A 17039-nucleotide genomic window follows, 5' to 3' on the forward strand; every position below is an offset into this window, starting at 1 on the left:
GGTGCCGTTGTCTGACTCATCGAGATCACCGAGTGCCCTTCGCGGCGAACTCGGCAACAGTGTCGACATTGGTCTTGTCGATGAAAGCCGGTCCGGTGAGGACCGGCGCCGTCCCACCGCCACTGACGTTGCCGTTGGTCTTGTACAGCCACAGGGAGTCGACGGCCAGGTAGCCCTGGAGGTAGGGCTGCTGGTCGACCGCGAACGCCACGGTCCCGTCCTGGACGGCCTTCACCAGCTCCTTGTTGAGGTCGAAGGTCGCCAGCTTGGCCTTGCTCCCGGCGTCGGACAACGACTGGACGGCGGTCAGCGCGATCGGGGCGCCGAGGGTGACCACCTGGTCGATCGAGGAGTCCTGCGTGAGTTTCGCGGTGATCGTCGACTTCACGGACGGCATGTCCGTGCCGTTGACGTAGAGCATGTCAGTCTTGCCGCTGAAGCCCTTCTTCAGGCCGGCGCAGCGGGCCTCCAGAGCGACCTGTCCCTGCTCCTGGACGACGCACAGAGCGTGCTTGGCGCCGAGCTGGTTCAGCCGCTCGCCGAAGGCCTGGCCTGCGATGTTCTCATCCTGACCGAAGTACTCCAGCATGCCGAGCTGCTTCCAGTCGTCGACGCCGGAGTTGAAGCCGACGACCGGGATGCCGGCCGCCCCGGCCTTGGCCACCACGTCCTTCATCGCGTCGGGCTTGGCCGCGGTCAGGGCGATGCCGTCGACCTTCTGGTCGATCGCGTTCTGCACCAGGTTGGCCTGGTTCCCGGCGCTGGGGTCGCTGGAGTAGACGAGCTCGATGTTGTCCTTGGCGGCCGCGGCCTGGGCGCCCTTGCGGACCAGGTCCCAGAAGGTGTCACCGGGGGCGGCGTGGGTGACCATCGCGACCGTCATACGGGGCGTGGTCGCCTTCCCCGCCGAGGCGGCGCCTTCGCCCTCCTCGGACTTCTTGCCGCCGGAACTGCTGGAACAGCCTGCGGCGAACAGGGTTCCGGCAAGGACGGTGGCGGTGAGGATGGCGGATCGGTGGTGTCTGTGCATGTCCCTTGCACCTCGCTGTGCGGTTCGAATGGGATCTGTGGCGGCGGGAGCGCGTGTGACGTCGGAGGCCGGTGGTCGATCACCGAGCGGGCGACGGCGCGCGAGTGGTTCGTAGGTGCCGTATGTCGTGGCGCGTCTTGACACGCCTCTTGCGGCAGTCATGGGTGCGGACCACCTGTGTAGCGACTGGAGCGCTTTAGTAGCGCGCTCTAGTTGCAGAGACTATGGAGCCGCTCCGCGGTGATGTCAACAGCTATGTCAGGACGTACCAACAAAGTGTTCGGAATGAAATTGAGTCGCTGACCTGGTCGCAAGGCGAGCGGTACCGACCGGGTAGGGGGCGTCTCGGTGAACCGCGCACCCAACGACGGGAATGGCGAACGAGCTGGTGTTCCCGGCGATGTTCGACAGCACCGGGGTGTCGTTCGTGATCACGTCGGTGCGCCAGGGAACGCCCCGGGAGAACCGGGCCTCCAGGGTGGCTTGGACGCAGTGCTCCCGGGTACCGGCCGGTCGGGTGAGGGCAGCGGCCGGATGGAGGTGCGCAAGGTGGTCGACCTGTCGCCGACCTTCGGCCTCCGTGTCCGCGGCGGCGGCGCAGTGGCCGGCTTCCTCCGCCACGTCATCGACATCGACGGCGTCACCGCGTCCTGAACCGCCTCAGCCCAGGCGCGGGTCCACATGGAACTTGGGCCCGGGACCCGCGCCCGGCGGGCGTTCACCCGCGAGGACGGCGCCGACCTGCTCCAGCCCCACTGTCGCGGCGACGAGCGGCCTCGGATCGACCGAACCCTCGGCGTACGCCCGGATGGTGGCGTCCAGACCGGGGGAGGCGGACAGGACACCGACCGCGGTGACGTCCTTGAGGACGAGGCTGCGGGTGTCTGTGCGGCTCGGTGCACCGGCCAGACCGATGTAGACGACATGACCCGCCGGCTCGACCAGCTCAACTGCCAGATCCGGAAGATGGGCAGCGTTGGAGGCGTCGACGACAGCGTCGTACGGCAGATCCGGGACGGAGTTCTCCCGCCAGGCGTGCTCGAAGCCCAGCTCGCGGGCGAAGGCGAGCGAACCGTCGGTCGCGCCCATCAGGTGGACCTCCGCACCGGCGGCCCGGGCGAACATCGCGACCAGCAGACCGATCGTCCCCGGGCCCAGGACCAACACCCGGTCCCCGGGGCGTAGTTCGGCGGCCCGGGTGGCGCGCAGGGCGTTGCCGCCGGGCTCGACCAGCGCGCCCAGCACCGCGTCGACGGAGTCGGGCAGGACGTGCAACGAGGAGACAGGCACCGCGAGTCGCTCGGCCAGGGCGCCGGCGCGCTCCCCCCGGATGCCGACCTCCTGCCGCCTCTCGCACACGTGCTGATGGCCCCGGCGGCAACGTCGGCAGGTGCCGCAGCCGAGCATGGTGTCGCCCATGACCCGGCGGCCGGTCCACACGGGGTCGACACCGTCGCCCACCGCGGCCACACGTCCCGCCCACTCGTGGCCGAGGCGCATCGGGTAGGAGGAGTGGCCCTGGTGGAGATAGGCCATCGTCCCGGTGTGGAACTCCATGTCGGTGCCGCATACACCGACCCGTTCGACGTCGACGACGACCTCGCCGGGGGCCGCCACCGGGGCGGGGACCTCCTGGACCTCGTACTTCCCGGGGGCCGTCAGGACGAACGCGCGCATCGGACGGCGGGCGCTCACCGCGGGCCGGGTACGTGCCGGCGCTGGCTGCCGAGGCGGGCGACGCCGAACTCCATCGCGTCACCGGGCCGCAGCCGCACCGGCGGAGTGAAGCCCATGCCGACGCCGGGCGGGGTGCCGGTGTTGATCAGGTCGCCCGGCTCCAGGGCGAGGAACTGGCTGAGGTGGTGCACGATGAAGTACGGATCGAAGACCATGGTCCTGGTGTTGGCGTTCTGGCGGCGGGCACCATCGACGTCGAGCCACATGTCGAGCGCGAGGACGTCGTCGATCTCGTCCTCGTCGGTGGTTGCCAGCCAGGGACCCGCCGGGTCGAAGGTCTCGGCGGCGGCCCCCAGCGCCCGGTGCACGGTCGGCTTGGGGCTGCCGATCACCCGGGTCAGCTCCTCCAGACCCACGCCGTCGGGATACCACGCCAGCTCCTTGAGGACTGCGAGCACCCGGTCCGAGCCCACGAGACGTGCGGCGTCACCCTCGCATCCGGCGACTTCCTCGGCCACGGGGGCTGACGAGCCGTCGTGCATACGCCTGTGCTCCATGAGTTCCGCAGAATAGATCAATGTACCAATTGTTGGAAAGTGTCGACGTGGCTTCGCGGCGCACAGTGGTACGAGGGCCAGGGGCGCAACGCCTGCATCCACCGGGCCCGGATGAGCCGGGGCGCACCGGACGACGCCTTCACCGGCCGGCCACAGATCGCCATCGCCGACACCGCCTCGGACCTGACCCCCTGCAACGCGCATTGAACGAGGTGGCGGCCTCGGTCCGCAACAGCGTGTTCGAGGCCGGAGGCACCCCCCTGGACCAGTCGGTGGTGTCGCTCGGCGAGGCACAGGGTGCGGCCCACCGCCATGCTCTGGCGGAACGTCCTGGGCACCGTGAACACCATGCTGATCTTCGTCCCCGGCATGCGTGAGCGCTGCTGGGGCCGCGTGGTCAACTCGCGGGCGTGGCGGGCGTGGCGGGCAAAGACGGCAAGGCGGGCAAGGACGGCAAGGCGGGCAAGGACGGCAACCCCAATCTGTCGCCCCACTCCGCCTCCAAGGGTCACGGTGATCGCCCTGACCAAGTCGGCCGGCGCGGAGCTGTCCACCGGCGGCGTCCTCTCGACGTCGTCGGGCCCCCGCTGTCATCGCCACGCCCATGAACGAGAACACGGCCCCCGAGGTACTGGACCGCCTCACCGGCCTCATCCCGATGCGCCGGATCGGCCGCCCGGAGGAGGCGGCCGACCTGGTCGCCTTCCCCGCCTCCGACCGGGTCGGCTTCTCCATCGGCGCGGTATACGACATCAGCGGCGGACGCGCCACCTGCAGGCGGCCTCGGCAACGGCTTGTGCGGGGGCGGAAAAGTCGTCACACTGGTACCGAACGAATGGTCGGTTGGGGAGCGGGTATCGATGACGACGACACACTCCGCCGCCTCGGACACGGGCGGCGCCGGGCAGCCTGACGAGGGACTGCTGGAGGAGCACTTCGAGGCGACGATCGCGAGGGACCACCGGATCGAGCCGCGCGACTGGATGCCCGAGGGCTACCGGAAGACACTGGTCCGGCAGATCGCCCAGCACGCGCACTCGGAGATCATCGGCATGCAGCCGGAGGGCGAGTGGATCACGCGTGCGCCCTCGCTGCGCCGCAAGGCCATCCTCTTCGCGAAGGTCCAGGACGAGGCCGGGCACGGGCTGTATCTGTACTCGGCCGCCGAGACGCTCGGCGCCGACCGCGCGGACCTCACCGAGCGGCTCATCGAGGGCCGCCAGAAGTACTCGTCGATCTTCAACTACCCGACGCTGAGCTTCGCGGACGTCGGCGTGATCGGCTGGTTCGTGGACGGCGCGGCGATCTGCAACCAGGTGCCCCTGTGCCGGAGTTCGTACGGGCCCTACGCGCGCGCGATGGTGCGGATCTGCAAGGAGGAGTCCTTCCACCAGCGGCAGGGGTACGAGCTGCTGATGACGATGATGCGCGGTACGGAGGAACAGCGCGCCATGGTCCAGGACGCCGTCGACCGCTGGTGGTGGCCCTCCCTGATGATGTTCGGCCCACCGGACGACGCCTCGCCCAACTCCGCCCGGTCCATGGCCTGGAAGATCAAGCGGCACACCAACGACGAACTGCGACAGCGCTTCGTCGACATGACAGTCCCGCAGGCCGACAAGCTCGGTGTGACCCTGCCCGACCCGGACCTGCGCTGGAACGAGGAGCGCGGACACCACGACTTCGGCACCCCGGACTGGGACGAACTGATGCGTGTCATCAAGGGCGGCGGACCGTGCAACGCCGAACGGGTCGCCCGCCGTCGGACCGCTCACGAAGAGGGCGCCTGGGTACGCGAGGCGGCTACCGCGCATGCCGCCAAGCAGCGCGCGCGGGCCGCGAAGGAGGCAGTGGCATGAGCGACGACCCGTCCAACGAGTGGCCGCTGTACGAGGTTTTCGTGCGCGGCAAGCGCGGGCTGAACCACGTACACGTGGGTTCGTTGCACGCGGCCGACGACCGGATGGCGCTCACCCACGCTCGCGACCTCTACACCCGGCGCAACGAAGGCGTGAGCATCTGGGTGGTGCGCTCCGAGCACATCGCGGCCTCCTCGCGCGACGAGAAGGACCCGTTCTTCGCGCCCAGCGCCGACAAGGTCTACCGGCACCCGACCTTCTACGACATCCCCGACGACGTCCCCCACATCTAGCCCGAGGAGAGGAGCAGCAGACATGAGCGACAGCGGCATCGACCACGACGACGACCACGTCTACCTCTCTCTCGCCGAGGGGCACGACGACGGCAGCGACGCCCGCTGGGCCTTCGGCACCGGGTTCGAGGACCCCTTGTACGGCGTCGACACCACCGTGCCCGAGGGCGTCGACGCAGTCGGGCTGGCCGCGACCTGTGTCGAACTCGCCGACGACGCGCTGGTGTCGGCCCAGCGGCTGGCCGAGTGGTGCACCCGCGCCCCCGAGCTGGAGGAGGAGGTCGCCCTCGCCAACATCGGCCTCGACCTGCTCGGCCAGGCCCGTCTGCTGTACGCGCGCGCGGGCCAGGTCGACGGCACCGGGCGTGACGAGGACGCGTACGCCTACTTCCGGGACGCCGGTGACTTCCGCAACGTCCGCCTGGCCGAACTGCCTATAGGGGACTTCGCGTTCTCGATCGTGCGGCTGCTGGTGCTGTCCAGCTGGCGGCTCGCGCACTTCGAACGGCTCGCCGCCCACCGCGATCCGGTGCTCGCCGCGATCGCCGCGAAGGGCGCCAAGGAGCTGACGTACCACCGGCAGTACGCGGCCGAGTGGGCCGTCCGGCTCGGCGACGGCACCGACGAGTCGCACCGGCGGATGCGCACGGCCCTGGACCAGGTCGCCCCGTATCTCGGCGAGTTGTTCACGGCGTACGACGTCCAGGGCGAGGTCGTCGAGGTGTTGCGGCAGGTCACCGCAGCCGCCGGACTGTCCTTGCCGCAGGCTCGCCCGGCGCCCGGCGCCGGGCGCGACGGGCAGCACACCGAGCATCTCGCGCCGCTGCTCGCCGAGTTGCAGAGCGTGGCCCGCGCCCACCCGGAGGCGACATGGTGACCGTGACCGGGATCGAGGACGTCCGGCGTGCCCGGAACATCGCCGAGCGGGTGCCGGACCCCGAGCTGCCCATGCTGACCCTGGCCGACCTCGGCGTCCTGCGCGGCGTGGAGGTGACCGGGGACGGGACGGTGGTGGCGAGCCTGACCCCGACCTACTCGGGCTGCCCGGCGATGGCCGAGATGCGCGCCGCCGTCGCCGCCCGGCTGCGGGCGGCGGGGTACACACGCGTGGTGATCCGTACGGTCCTCGATCCGCCCTGGACCAGCGACTGGATCACCCCGGCGGGCCGCCGCAAGCTCGCCGAACACGGCATCGCCCCGCCCGGCGCCGCCCCCCACGGTCCGGTCGTGCTCTCGCTGATGCCCGTCCACCGCACGGTGCCCTGCCCCCGCTGCGGTGCGGCGGACACAGAGGAGACCTCCCGCTTCGCCGCCACGTCCTGCAAGGCCCTGTGGCGCTGCCGCGCCTGCCGCGAGCCGTTCGAGTACGTCAAGGAGATCTGATGGCCGCGCCCATCTCCCCGCCCAGCGCCCCGGCAGCCGCGCCGGCCCCGGCACGTCGCCGCCCGGTCTTCCACGCCCTGAAGGTCGCCGACGTACGGCGACTGTGTGCGGACGCCGCCTCCGTCGCCTTCGAGGTGCCTGCGGACCTGGCCGCCGAGTACGCTTTCGCGCCGGGCCAGTCGCTCACCCTGCGCCGGGAGTTCGAGGGGCGCGAGGAGCGGCGGTCGTACTCGATCTGCGCCCCCGCCGGCGAACAACCCCGCATCGGTGTACGGGTGGTGCCCGGGGGCCTGTTCTCCTCCTGGCTGGTCGACGAGGTCCGCCCCGGTGAAGTCCTTGACGTGATGACGCCGACCGGCACCTTCACCCCCGACCTGACCGCACCCGGCTGCCACGTCCTGATCGCCGCGGGCTCCGGAATCACCCCGATGATGTCGATCGCCGAGTCGGTCCTGGCCGCCGACGACCGCTCCCAGGTCACCCTCCTGTACGGCAACCGGCGTACGGACACCGTGATGTTCGCCGACGAGCTGGCGGACCTGAAGGATTTGTACCGCACCCGCTTCCAGCTGGGACACGTACTGTCACGTGAACCGCGCGAGGCCGAACTGCTGTCGGGGCGGCTGGACGCCGAACGGCTTGCCGCACTCCTCGCCGGCCTCGTCGACGTCCCGGGCACCGATCACTGGTGGCTGTGCGGCCCGCACGGCATGGTCCGCGACGCCCAGCAGCTGCTAACGGAGCTGGGAGTGCCTGCCTCGCGCGTCCACCAGGAACTCTTCTACGCCGACGACCAGCCCTTCCGCGAGGTCCAGCACACGGACGCGGTGGTGAGGGGCCCGGTGAGCCAGGTCACGATCACCCTCGACGGCCGCTCCACCACGACCGCGCTGTCCCGGGAGTCGACCATCCTGGACGGGGCCGCGCGCTCCCGCCCGGACCTGCCGTTCGCCTGCAAGGGCGGCGTCTGCGGGACCTGCCGTGCACTGGTCACCTCGGGAGAGGCGGACATGCGCCGCAACTACGCCCTCGAACCGGCCGAGGTCACCGCGGGCTACGTCCTGACCTGCCAGTCGTTCCCGGTCTCGGAGGCACTGACGGTCGACTACGACAGCTGAACCGGACGGACGTGCGGGACGTGCTTGAACGTTTCTTCGTTCCGTCGGAGGCGCTTCCGGCGACGGGGTTTGACGGGCCCCGCTTCGGCAACCCGATCGTCGTGAACCCTGCGACTTCGCAAGAGGAGCTCTTCCGGTTCCTGGAGGATCGTTTCGTCTGTGCCCAGGCATGCACCGAGTGCGCGCGGACATGTGCACTGCGCGCGAGCCTCGCGGACCCGGACGGGCCTCCCGGGGAGGCCCTCACGCGCCGCAAGGGCATCCTGTGCGCGGAGGTGTGCGACGCGACGACCCGGCTGCTCTCCGAACAGGGGGACCAGGACGAAGCCACCCTCCGTGTCCAACTGGAGTGGTGCAGCACGGTCTGCCTGGAAGCCGCCCAGGTCTTCGAAGACCACCCCGGCGCCGAGGGCTCGGCGAAGGCATGCCGGGAGTGCGCACAGGCGTGCGCGGACTTCGCCTGGACGCTGGAGGCGCCGGACTCGGGACGCGACGGCGGGTGAGGCACGGCGTTTCGTGAACCCGCCGGTACTCGTCCCGCGCGCTTCCTACTCCTCGTGCGGCGCCCCCAGCCGCCACCCCACCCGTACATTCCAGCGCCCCGCCCGGCCGCTCAACTCCGTTGCCGTCAACGGCGGAACATCGATCCGCCAGAACGCCGACTCCGGCGCCCCCAGAGCCCGTACCGTCGCCGCCCGTACGACCTCCGGCTCGACGACCGCGACGGACCGGCCCGAGACCTGTGCCGCCGTGTCGTCCAGCCAGCGGGCGACCCGGTCGCAGAGCGCGTGGACCGACTCACCGCCGTGCGGAACCGACTGAGGGTCCGTCAGCCACTGGGCCAGCCCCTCCGGATCCTTCTCCGTCACCTCGGTCAGGGTCGCGCCGCGCCAACAGCCCGCGTCCATACCCGCCGGACCCGGCGCCGGACCGGCGTCGAGGCCCAGCGCCAGAGCCGTCTCACGGCAGCGCGCGGTGGGGGAGACCCAGACCCGGGAATCCGGCGGGAGCGCCCCCGCCGCCGCCCGGGCGAGCCGCAGACCCGCCTCGTCCAGGGGGCCGTCGTCGTCGAAACGGGCCTCCCGCAGGGCCGCGCTGAGCGCCGGTGAGATCAACATCACTCGGCTCGTCATCCGGTCTCTCCCGCGCTCATCCTCGCCCCAACGCTGTTGTCATGTACGGAACTTGAGGCGGTGTACGGAGCACCGGCGCGCCGTGCGCCGCCTCATGCGCCCTTGGCCACGCCCCCGCTTCGCGGTACCTTCTCGTCGATATTGACGACGGTTCGACGGAAGCCGGTGGGAATCCGGCACGGTCGCGCCACTGTAAGCCCCGTACGCACCCTCCGGGTGCGGCCCGGGGGCAAGTCAGACCCGTGGCTGTCGTCCTCTGCACCACCGATACGGGACGCGAGTTCCCCCAGGAGGTCCTGCCATGGCACAGTCCGCTCTTCAGCCGACCGCTGCTCCCACTGCCGTACCCGCAAAGCTGCCGATCGGCGCGATCGCCCCCTGGGCGGTCTTCTTCGGCGTGCTGATGCTGGTGCTGCTCTACTTCGTCGGCGCCGAGCAGGGCGCCACCTCCCTGGTCTCCGGCGAGGGCGTGCACGAGTGGGTGCACGACGCCCGTCACCTGCTCGGCTTCCCCTGCCACTGACGACGACAGGGAAACGTACGAGCTCATGAACTCCACAACGGTCAGAAACCTCCTGGTCCGCGGCATGCTCGCGGGCCTCGTCGCGGGTGTGCTCGCCTGGGTCGTCGCCTACTTCCTGGCCGAGCCGCGGGTGAACGAGGCGATCGCCTTCGAGGAGGCGCACACCGCGCACGAGCACGGCGGCGAGGAACTCGTCACCCGCGCGCTGCAGTCCACCGTGGGCCTGGGCACCGGTGTCCTCGTCTACGGCGTCGCGTTCGGTGGCATCGCCGCCCTCGCGTACTGCTTCGCGCTCGGCCGGATCGGCCGCTTCGGGCCGCGCGCGACCGCGCTGCTCCTCGCGGGGGCCGGACTGCTCACCGCGTACATCGTGCCGTTCCTCAAGTACCCCGCCAATCCGCCCGCCGTCGGCGACGCGGACACCCTCAACCAACGCACCGCGCTGTTCTTCCTGATGGTCGCGCTGAGCGTGCTGCTGGCCGTGGGTGCGGTGATCCTGGGCAAGCGCCTCGCGCCCCGCCTGGGCAACTGGAACGCGACCCTCGCCGCGGGTTCCTTCTTCGTCCTGGTCGTCGGACTCGCGTACGCCTTCCTGCCGTCGTTCGGCAACGAGGTCCCGGAGGGCTTCTCCGCGAGCCTGCTGTGGCAGTACCGGGTGGCCACGCTCGCCATCCAGGCGACGATGTGGACCGCGTTCGGCCTGGTCTTCGGGATGATGGCCGAACGGCTGTTGGCCCCGAGGGCGGCGGCGGTCGGGACGATCGGTACCGAGCCGCAGGCAACTCCCGTGGCGCACTGAACAGTTCGCCTCTGCCCTGAGGGGGTCCCGGACGTCCGGGACCCCCTCAGGCACGAGTGTGCGCGTATACGCCGCCATGCGCGCACCACCATTCCCAATTCCTGGAACACGTTCTACCGTGTGCGCCGACAGGTCCGGCCTTGGGGAGCCAGCAGGAGGCGCCGTGCATCTCGAATACACGCCCGAGCAGCAGCAGTTGCGCACCGAACTGCGCACCTACTTCGCCGATCTGGTGCCGGACCGCGCCTACTCGCGCTTCAGTGACCCGGTCGCGCAGAAACGCTTCTACCGCGAAACCATCCGCCGTCTCGGCGCCGACCGCTGGCTCGGCGTCGGCTGGCCGCAGGAGTACGGGGGACGGGGGCTGAGCCCCATGGAACAGTTCATCTTCTTCGACGAGGCGGCCCAGGCGGGCGTGCCGCTGCCGCTCATGGCGCTCAACACCGTCGGCCCGACGATCATGCGGTACGGCAACGAGGAGCAGAAGTCGTACTTCCTGCCGAAGATCCTCGCCGGCGAGATCGACTTCGCGATCGGCTACAGCGAGCCGGATGCGGGCACGGACCTGGCCGCCCTGAAGACGCGTGCGGTACGGGACGGCGACGAGGCCACCGGCCACTACACGGTCAACGGCCAGAAGATCTGGACGACGAACGGTGACACGGCGGACTGGGTGTGGCTGGCCGTGCGCACGGACCCGGAGGCCCCGCCGCACAAGGGCATCACCATGCTCCTCATGCCGACCACCGCCCCCGGTTACTCCTGCACCCTGATCCGTACCCTCGCCTCGCACGACACCACCGCCAGCTACTACGAGAACGTCCGCGTCCCCGTCGCCCACCGCGTGGGCGAGGAGAACCAGGGCTGGCGGCTGATCACCAACCAGCTCAACCACGAGCGCGTCACCCTCGCCGCCCATGGCACGATGGCCATCCGCTCCCTGCACGACGTACAGCGCTGGGCGATGGAGACCAAGCTCGCCGACGGCCGCCGCGTCATCGACCTGCCGTGGGTCCGCCGCCGTCTCGCCCAGACCCACACCAAGCTCGACGCGATGAAACTCCTCAACTGGCAGATGGTGAATGCCGTCCAGGAAGGCACCCTCACCCCCCAGGACGCCTCCGCGGTCAAGGTGTACGGTTCCGAGGCCCGCCGCGAGGCCTATGCCTGGCTCCTGGAGATCGTCGCCGCCCCGGGCGCGCTGAAGGAGGGCTCGGCCGGTGAGGTGCTCCACGGTGAACTGGAGCGCGGCTACCGCTCAGCGGTGATCTTCACCTTCGGGGGCGGCAACAACGAGATCCAGCGGGAGATCATCTCGTGGATCGGGCTGGGGATGCCGAGGGTGCGGCGCTGAGGTGCTGTGACCACAGACGTTAGTTGTCACATACCGAGGATAGTTGGCACGATGATCAATCGAGCCCTCCGGTGTGTTCCAGGCCTCGCCGATCAGGTCTTGATGGCTTCGCCCAGCTTGATCTGCAAGTGAGTCGCGCCGATCTCGCGCAGCAGCGGTGGTGGTGCTCCACCACGTGTTTGGAGACGTCGATGCGGAGCGGGTTCAGTTCCGCGCTCAGGGCTTCGTGGCCGGTCATCTCTAGCAGTCCGCTCGGCTCTGGTTCGAGGCGGCGTTCGTATCCATATGCAGTTGGCCCATTACGTGGATCGGGTGCGGGAGGTCTGGTGGGGTGCGGCGACCTGCAGCATCAGGTCGCGGTGCGTGAGGTGATCGTCGTGGAGGGCGTTCAGGGCCTTTATTTCCACGACACGTTTGGCGACCGGTCTGCTGGGATGTAACGGGTCGAGCCTGGGCCGGTCGCCTCAGCGCTCGGGATTCACGCCGGCGTCGAATCGGTCGGTTGCCCGCTGATCCTGATTTGCCGTCGGCAGTAGCTCCCATTGCAGATCTCCTGAGGCGAGGGCCATGGTCCAGGAGGCGAGGAATGTCACCAATTGGTCGAGCGCAGGGAACAGAGCCTCAGGAACGAGTCCACACTCACGCGCAATCCGGTCCACGTCGGCGCACCCGCGACCGGTTGATAAGTCGGTGTGCGCAGCAAGGCAGAGGGCGGTCAGCCGCAGGGGCGGGTCGCCGTTGCCCACGCAGCCACCTCTTGCCATACGCAGCGCCCAGTCGGCAGCGCTCCTGCGGTCTGGGCGTGCGGGACGCTGGCTCGGTTGCGCTGCGCTCCGAAATCCTCGATATGCTGGATCGTTACTTCGGGGGGCCTACGGAGTGGCGAAGTGGTCAGCAAGGCCGTCCCCCGGTCACTCGCGATGCTCCGCGACAGCACCTTCACCCCAGCCGTCGGCCGCAGTCACCTGAGCAGAGCTCCGCGAGGAGAACGACTCGATCAGCCTCGACGACGAAGCCGAGCACCGGAGACCCTAGTCCCCCTCCCGGTCCATCAACACCGGCTTGCCCACCCGTTTCCCTTAACCGAAGACATAGGGGCACCCCCCTGTTGTTGCCGAGCTGGTGAGTCAGTTGCTCGTGCCGGGTGCGGTGAGTGAGGTGAGGGTGGCGTCGAGGCGGCGGGTGGCCTCTTCGACGACCGGGCGCAGCGCGTCGAGTTCCGTGAGCGCGATCATCGTGTTCGGGTCGAGGACCTGTACGGCGGTGCGGTCGCCGTCGCGGCGGACGACGACGTTGCACGGCAGGAGCAGGCCGATCGAGCGGTCGGTGTCCAGGGCGCGGTGGGCCAGTGACGGGTTGCAGGCGCCGAGGATGACGTAGTCCTCCATGTCGTGGTCGAGCTTGGCCTTGAGTGTGGCGGTGACGTCGATCTCGGTGAGGATGCCGAACCCTTGCTCCGCGAGGGCGTCGCGGGTGCGGGCGACGGCGGTGGCGAAATCGGTGTCGAGCTGCACGGTCCGGTCGTAGCGCATGGCGTCGGCCTTTCTCGTCGTCGCATGGGCTGGACGGGTGTCCGGCCGTGTGCGAGGTGCGCATGGGGTGTTTCTGGGCTTTTCCCGCCCTGAAAAATACCCCCCCGGGTACTCATGCTACCGTCGATGACATACCCCCCGGGGTAATTCTTCACTGGAAGGGAGTACCTCCGTGTTCTTCGTCGACACGATCGAGGTGTCAGGGCTCGGCAACCGGAGCTATCTCGCGGGCGGTGAGGAGACCGCGGTGGCGGTCGACCCACCGCGCGACATCGACAGAGTGATCGCGGCCGCTGCTCGGCGCGGGGTGCGGATCTCCCATGTCGTCGAGACTCACGTCCACAACGACTACGTCACCGGTGGACTGGAGCTAGCCCGGGTCACCGGCGCCGACTACCTCGTACCCGCCGACGCCCGCGTCTCCTTCGAGCGCGTACCGGTGCACGACGGCGACCGGGCGGGCATCGACGGCGACGCCGGCCTGACCCTGCGCGCGCTGGCCACGCCCGGTCACACTCCGCACCACACCTCCTACGTGCTGGAGGAGAACGGCACGGCGGTCGTGGTGTTCACCGGCGGTTCGCTGCTGATCGGCACCGTCGGCAGACCGGATCTCGTCGAGCCACGGCTGACCGAACACCTCGCCCGAGCGCAGCATGCCTCAGCGAACCGGCTCGCCGCCGAGCTGCCCGAGGAGGCGACGGTGTTCCCCACGCATGGCTTCGGCAGCTTCTGTTCGTCATCCCAGGCGGAGGGCAGTGCCACGACCATCGGCAAGGAGAAGGTGTCCAACGAGGCCCTCACCCGGGACGTGGACACCTTCGTCGCCGACCTGCTGGCCGGGCTGGACGACATCCCCGCCTACTACACGCACATGGGCCCGGCCAACGCGGCCGGGCCCGCGCCCGTCGACCTCACCCCGCCCGCCGTCGCCGACGTGGACGAGATCGCCGCCCGGCTGGCCGCGGGGGAGTGGGTGGTGGACCTGCGTAATCGCGTCGCCTTCGCCGCGGGACACGTCTCCGGCTCGTTCAACTTCGAGGCCGAGGGGCAGCTCGCCACGTATCTCGCCTGGCTGATCCCGTGGGGCAGGCCGGTGACCCTGCTCGCGGAGTCCGCCGAGCAACTCGCCGTCGCCCAGCGCGAGCTGGTCCGCGTGGGTATCGACCGGCTGGCCGCCGCGGCCATGGGGGAGCCGTCGGCTTGGGTGCGCCAGGGTGAGGCACCGGTCTCCTTCCCGCGGGCGACATTCGTCGACCTCGCGAGCCGGCACCCGGCGGAGGGCGTCGTCGTCCTCGACGTCAGGCGTGCTACGGAGCGTGCTGACGCGCACATTGAGGGCTCGGTCCACATACCGGTTCACACCTTGCATCGCCGCCTCCGTGAGGTCCCCGAGGGCGAGGTGTGGGTGCACTGCGCGGGCGGCATGCGAGCAGCCATCGCCGCCTCCCTGCTGGACGCCGTCGGACGCGACGTCGTCGCCGTCGACGACTCCTTCGATGAGGCCGAGAAGGCCGGGCTCACCGTCCGGAACTCCTGACGGGCGCGGGCGCCGCACAGGCCGGCCCTCAGCCGATCCGCCGTACCGAGATGGGAATCAGGAGCGAGAACCAGAAATGAGCATGTTCCGACGAGGTCAGGGAGTCCATGGCCGGGTGACCGTGGCGGAAGCGGCCACGCGCACCGGCCACGGCGGCGCTGCCGACAGCGGAGGTGACGCCGTGCTGCTGGACGTGCGCGAGCCGTACGAGTGGCAGGCGGGGCATGCGCCCCGAGCCGTGCACCTGCCGCTGTCCGCGCTGGCCGCCGGGGCTGGGCTGCCCGCTCACGCGCAGGCGAGGCCCCTGATCGTGATCTGCCGCTCCGGTAACCGTTCCCGGCAGGCCGCCGAGCTGCTGGCGACCCGCGGCACGGCGGCCGTGGACGTGATCGGCGGGATGCGCGACTGGGCGGGAGCGGGTCTGCCCGTGGTGGACATAAGTGGCGGAAACGGCACCGTCGCGTGAGCGCTCTCATCGTCGCCCTGGCCGCCGGGGCCGTGATAGGTCTGGCGCTCGGCGCGCTCGGAGGCGGCGGGAGTGTGCTGGCTGTCCCCGCCCTGATCTACCTGCTCGGCTTCAGCCCGGTGGGGGCCACGACCGCGAGCCTGGTCATCGTCACCCTGACATCGGCCACTGCCCTGTCCGCGCACGCGCGCGACGGTCACGTGCGCTGGAGGACAGGGCTTCTGTTCGCGGCAGCCGGGATCGGCCCGGCGATGCTGGGCGGCGCGCTCGCCGCCCGTGTCCCGGCGGCCGCGCTGACGGCAGCCTTCGCCGTGCTCGCGGGAGCAGCGGCCCTGCGCATGCTGCGGTCCAGGCCTGCGGAGGGTGCCGTGCCCGCGCGGCCGGTGCGGGCCGCGGGGGCAGGTGCCGGACTCGGCGCGGTTACCGGCGTTCTCGGGGTCGGCGGCGGCTTCCTCGCAGTACCGGCGCTGGTGGGCGTGCTCGGCATGCGGATGCGGAACGCGGTGGGTACCAGCCTGCTGGTCATCACCGTCAACTCGCTGGCCGCGCTGGCGACGCGCGCCGGTACGGTCGAGCGACTGGACTGGGCGGTCGTCGGCCCGTTCGTCGGCACCGCGATCCTCGGCGCGTGGGACGGGAAGCGGCTGACCGCGAAGGTCTCCGGGTACACGCTTCAGCGGGTCTTCGCCGGGGTGCTGTTGGCGGTGGCGGCCTTCATGCTGATCGACGCGGCGCTGTGACGGTCGCGGCGACGCAAGCGCTCACGCCAGCGACAGGAACAGCTTCTCCAGCCGGGCGCGCATCGCGTCCGTGTCCTCACCGTTCCTCCGCCCGGAGTCGACGTCCGCAATGCACTGCTGCAGTCCGGTCGCGATGATCGCGAAACCGGCGCGGTCGAGCGCTCGGGAGGCCGCGGCGAGCTGCGTGACGACGTCCTCGCAGTCACGTCCCTCCTCGATCATCCGGATCACACCGGAGATCTGACCCTGCGCGCGGCGCAACCGGTTCAGCACGGCCTTCAGGTCCGCGCCCTCAAGCTCCAGCTCCACGATCACTCCTCAAGAAATACCCCTAGGGGTACTGTACGTCCCGGCCCGGGACGGCGTCGACCAGCAAAGGATCACATCTGCCATGACCAACACCCCCGTCACCCTCGGTGCCGGCCAGGCCCGCACCCGGCTGCACGAGCTCACCGTCATCGACGTGCGCACGCCCGCCGAGTACGCCTCCGGCCACCTGCCCGGAGCCCTGAACATCCCCCTTGACCACATCCGGAGCGCCCTGCCGGAGATCCGGCACGCCGCCGAACGCGGAGACGTCCTTCTCGTGTGCGCCTCCGGCGCCCGCTCCGAGAACGCCTGCGAGCTGCTGGCCGAGCAGGGCGTCACCACCGCCACCCTCGCCGGCGGCACCGGGGCCTGGGCCGCCGAGGGGCACGACCTGCACACACCGGCCGCCTGCGACACGCGGGCGGGCTGGAGCTTGGAACGCCAGTTGCAGTTCTTGGTGTTCACCGTCATCGCTACAGTCACCGTGCTGTTCGTGCGCCCCATTGCGCTCCGCCACGTCCTCCAGCCCCAAGCGGAGCGGTTCGGCGTGGACGCGCTGGTCGGCAGGGCTGCCTAATGTCGTCTCGGAGGTGACGGGCCTGGGCGGCAGGGTCCGCATCGACGGTGAGGAGTGGACAGCCCGCGCCTACGACGAGACGCTGGTGATTCCTCCTGGAAAGACCGTCGACGTCATGGAGATCAGCGGCGCCACCGCGATCGTCTACC

At 70.1% G+C, this 17039-nt stretch carries 23 protein-coding genes, 1 pseudogene and 1 riboswitch; of the genes and pseudogenes, 17 read left to right on the forward strand and 7 right to left on the reverse strand.

Annotated elements, in window-relative coordinates; genetic code table 11:
• Nucleotides 1–25: 25 nt before the first annotated feature.
• Entirely contained in the window at nt 26–1030 is a 1005-nt protein-coding gene (locus RB628_RS35250; protein WP_318324711.1) for a sugar ABC transporter substrate-binding protein, read from the reverse strand.
• A gap of 483 nt (nt 1031–1513) precedes the next feature.
• Between RB628_RS35250 and RB628_RS35255 the strand changes: the two genes are divergently transcribed.
• Nucleotides 1514–1684: a hypothetical protein gene (locus RB628_RS35255; protein ID WP_318324712.1), complete on the forward strand. Its 171-nt coding sequence runs from the start codon at nt 1514–1516 to the stop codon at nt 1682–1684.
• Between the two features lie 6 nt (nt 1685–1690).
• On the opposite strand, the gene RB628_RS35260 is transcribed toward RB628_RS35255, so the two are convergent.
• Nucleotides 1691–2707 (reverse strand): zinc-dependent alcohol dehydrogenase, encoded by a 1017-nt coding sequence (locus RB628_RS35260; protein WP_318324731.1) that lies wholly within the window; start codon nt 2705–2707, stop codon nt 1691–1693.
• A gap of 14 nt (nt 2708–2721) precedes the next feature.
• Complete coding sequence (locus tag RB628_RS35265; RefSeq protein WP_318324713.1) at nt 2722–3264, reverse strand: fumarylacetoacetate hydrolase family protein; 543 nt, start codon at nt 3262–3264, stop codon at nt 2722–2724.
• Between the two features lie 39 nt (nt 3265–3303).
• Between RB628_RS35265 and RB628_RS35270 the strand changes: the two are divergent.
• From RB628_RS35270 to RB628_RS35305, 8 genes and pseudogenes are all read left to right on the forward strand, one after another.
• Nucleotides 3304–3594: pseudogene (locus RB628_RS35270) on the forward strand (dihydroxy-acid dehydratase); the annotation flags it as partial.
• 262 nt (nt 3595–3856) lie between these two features.
• The gene (locus tag RB628_RS35275) at nt 3857–4177 is read left to right on the forward strand and encodes a hypothetical protein (RefSeq protein ID WP_318324732.1); all 321 of its coding nucleotides are present in this window, start codon (nt 3857–3859) and stop codon (nt 4175–4177) included.
• Nucleotides 4125–5123 carry a 1,2-phenylacetyl-CoA epoxidase subunit PaaA gene (paaA, locus tag RB628_RS35280; protein WP_318324714.1) on the forward strand — a complete coding sequence of 333 codons (999 nt, stop codon included), beginning with the start codon at nt 4125–4127 and terminating at the stop codon, nt 5121–5123. Before RB628_RS35275 ends, paaA begins: the two co-directional genes overlap by 53 nt.
• Nucleotides 5120–5416 carry a 1,2-phenylacetyl-CoA epoxidase subunit PaaB gene (paaB, locus tag RB628_RS35285; protein WP_318324715.1) on the forward strand — a complete coding sequence of 99 codons (297 nt, stop codon included), beginning with the start codon at nt 5120–5122 and terminating at the stop codon, nt 5414–5416. Before paaA ends, paaB begins: the two co-directional genes overlap by 4 nt.
• Before the next feature lie 22 nt (nt 5417–5438).
• Nucleotides 5439–6293 (forward strand): 1,2-phenylacetyl-CoA epoxidase subunit PaaC, encoded by an 855-nt coding sequence (gene paaC, locus RB628_RS35290; protein ID WP_318324716.1) that lies wholly within the window; start codon nt 5439–5441, stop codon nt 6291–6293.
• Nucleotides 6287–6799, forward strand: a complete 513-nt coding sequence (gene paaD / locus RB628_RS35295) for a 1,2-phenylacetyl-CoA epoxidase subunit PaaD (RefSeq protein ID WP_318324717.1) — start codon at nt 6287–6289, stop codon at nt 6797–6799. The genes paaC and paaD overlap by 7 nt, the downstream gene beginning before the upstream one ends.
• Nucleotides 6799–7917: a 1,2-phenylacetyl-CoA epoxidase subunit PaaE gene (gene paaE, locus RB628_RS35300; RefSeq protein ID WP_318324718.1), complete on the forward strand. Its 1119-nt coding sequence runs from the start codon at nt 6799–6801 to the stop codon at nt 7915–7917. The genes paaD and paaE overlap by 1 nt, the downstream gene beginning before the upstream one ends.
• A 101-nt stretch (nt 7918–8018) precedes the next feature.
• The gene (locus RB628_RS35305) at nt 8019–8420 is read left to right on the forward strand and encodes a four-helix bundle copper-binding protein (RefSeq protein WP_318324719.1); all 402 of its coding nucleotides are present in this window, start codon (nt 8019–8021) and stop codon (nt 8418–8420) included.
• 45 nt (nt 8421–8465) lie between these two features.
• Here RB628_RS35305 and RB628_RS35310 read toward each other — a convergent pair whose 3' ends face one another.
• Nucleotides 8466–9050, reverse strand: coding sequence for a histidine phosphatase family protein (locus RB628_RS35310; RefSeq protein WP_318324720.1), 585 nt, complete (start codon nt 9048–9050; stop codon nt 8466–8468).
• Nucleotides 9051–9207: 157 nt separating this feature from the next.
• A riboswitch (cobalamin riboswitch) is annotated at nt 9208–9290 on the forward strand.
• 61 nt (nt 9291–9351) lie between these two features.
• Between RB628_RS35310 and RB628_RS35315 the strand changes: the two genes are divergently transcribed.
• From RB628_RS35315 to RB628_RS35325, 3 genes are all read left to right on the forward strand, one after another.
• Complete coding sequence (locus tag RB628_RS35315) at nt 9352–9573, forward strand: CbtB domain-containing protein (protein WP_318324721.1); 222 nt, start codon at nt 9352–9354, stop codon at nt 9571–9573.
• Nucleotides 9574–9598: 25 nt separating this feature from the next.
• Nucleotides 9599–10372 (forward strand): CbtA family protein, encoded by a 774-nt coding sequence (locus RB628_RS35320; protein ID WP_318324722.1) that lies wholly within the window; start codon nt 9599–9601, stop codon nt 10370–10372.
• A 163-nt stretch (nt 10373–10535) separates the two neighbouring features.
• Nucleotides 10536–11726, forward strand: coding sequence for an acyl-CoA dehydrogenase family protein (locus RB628_RS35325; RefSeq protein WP_318324723.1), 1191 nt, complete (start codon nt 10536–10538; stop codon nt 11724–11726).
• Nucleotides 11727–12190: 464 nt separating this feature from the next.
• Here the strand turns inward: RB628_RS35325 and RB628_RS35330 are convergent, their stop codons facing one another.
• Together RB628_RS35330 and RB628_RS35335 are read right to left on the reverse strand one after the other, a co-directional pair.
• Nucleotides 12191–12472, reverse strand: a complete 282-nt coding sequence (locus RB628_RS35330) for a hypothetical protein (RefSeq protein ID WP_318324724.1) — start codon at nt 12470–12472, stop codon at nt 12191–12193.
• 381 nt (nt 12473–12853) lie between these two features.
• The gene (locus RB628_RS35335; RefSeq protein ID WP_318324725.1) at nt 12854–13258 is read right to left on the reverse strand and encodes a DUF302 domain-containing protein; all 405 of its coding nucleotides are present in this window, start codon (nt 13256–13258) and stop codon (nt 12854–12856) included.
• 172 nt (nt 13259–13430) lie between these two features.
• Here RB628_RS35335 and RB628_RS35340 point away from each other — a divergent pair, with 172 nt between their 5' ends.
• The 3 genes from RB628_RS35340 to RB628_RS35350 all read left to right on the forward strand — a co-directional run bounded on the left by RB628_RS35340 (nt 13431) and on the right by RB628_RS35350 (nt 16004).
• Nucleotides 13431–14798 carry an MBL fold metallo-hydrolase gene (locus RB628_RS35340; protein ID WP_318324726.1) on the forward strand — a complete coding sequence of 456 codons (1368 nt, stop codon included), beginning with the start codon at nt 13431–13433 and terminating at the stop codon, nt 14796–14798.
• Between the two features lie 76 nt (nt 14799–14874).
• A complete protein-coding gene (locus RB628_RS35345; protein ID WP_318324727.1) occupies nt 14875–15264 on the forward strand; it encodes a rhodanese-like domain-containing protein in 390 nt (129 codons plus the stop codon).
• A complete protein-coding gene (locus RB628_RS35350; RefSeq protein ID WP_318324728.1) occupies nt 15261–16004 on the forward strand; it encodes a sulfite exporter TauE/SafE family protein in 744 nt (247 codons plus the stop codon). Before RB628_RS35345 ends, RB628_RS35350 begins: the two co-directional genes overlap by 4 nt.
• A gap of 21 nt (nt 16005–16025) precedes the next feature.
• On the opposite strand, the gene RB628_RS35355 is transcribed toward RB628_RS35350, so the two are convergent.
• Nucleotides 16026–16313, reverse strand: a complete 288-nt coding sequence (locus tag RB628_RS35355) for a metal-sensitive transcriptional regulator (RefSeq protein ID WP_318324729.1) — start codon at nt 16311–16313, stop codon at nt 16026–16028.
• A gap of 82 nt (nt 16314–16395) precedes the next feature.
• Here RB628_RS35355 and RB628_RS35360 point away from each other — a divergent pair, with 82 nt between their 5' ends.
• Both RB628_RS35360 and RB628_RS35365 read left to right on the forward strand, forming a co-directional pair.
• Nucleotides 16396–16890 (forward strand): rhodanese-like domain-containing protein, encoded by a 495-nt coding sequence (locus tag RB628_RS35360; RefSeq protein ID WP_318324730.1) that lies wholly within the window; start codon nt 16396–16398, stop codon nt 16888–16890.
• Between the two features lie 13 nt (nt 16891–16903).
• Nucleotides 16904–17039, forward strand: a 136-nt coding sequence (locus RB628_RS35365; protein WP_318324733.1) for an NfeD family protein, incomplete at its 3' end; no start/stop codon positions are given.

The sequence above is a fragment of the Streptomyces sp. ADMS genome (assembly GCF_033441795.1).
Lineage (GTDB): Bacteria > Actinomycetota > Actinomycetes > Streptomycetales > Streptomycetaceae > Streptomyces.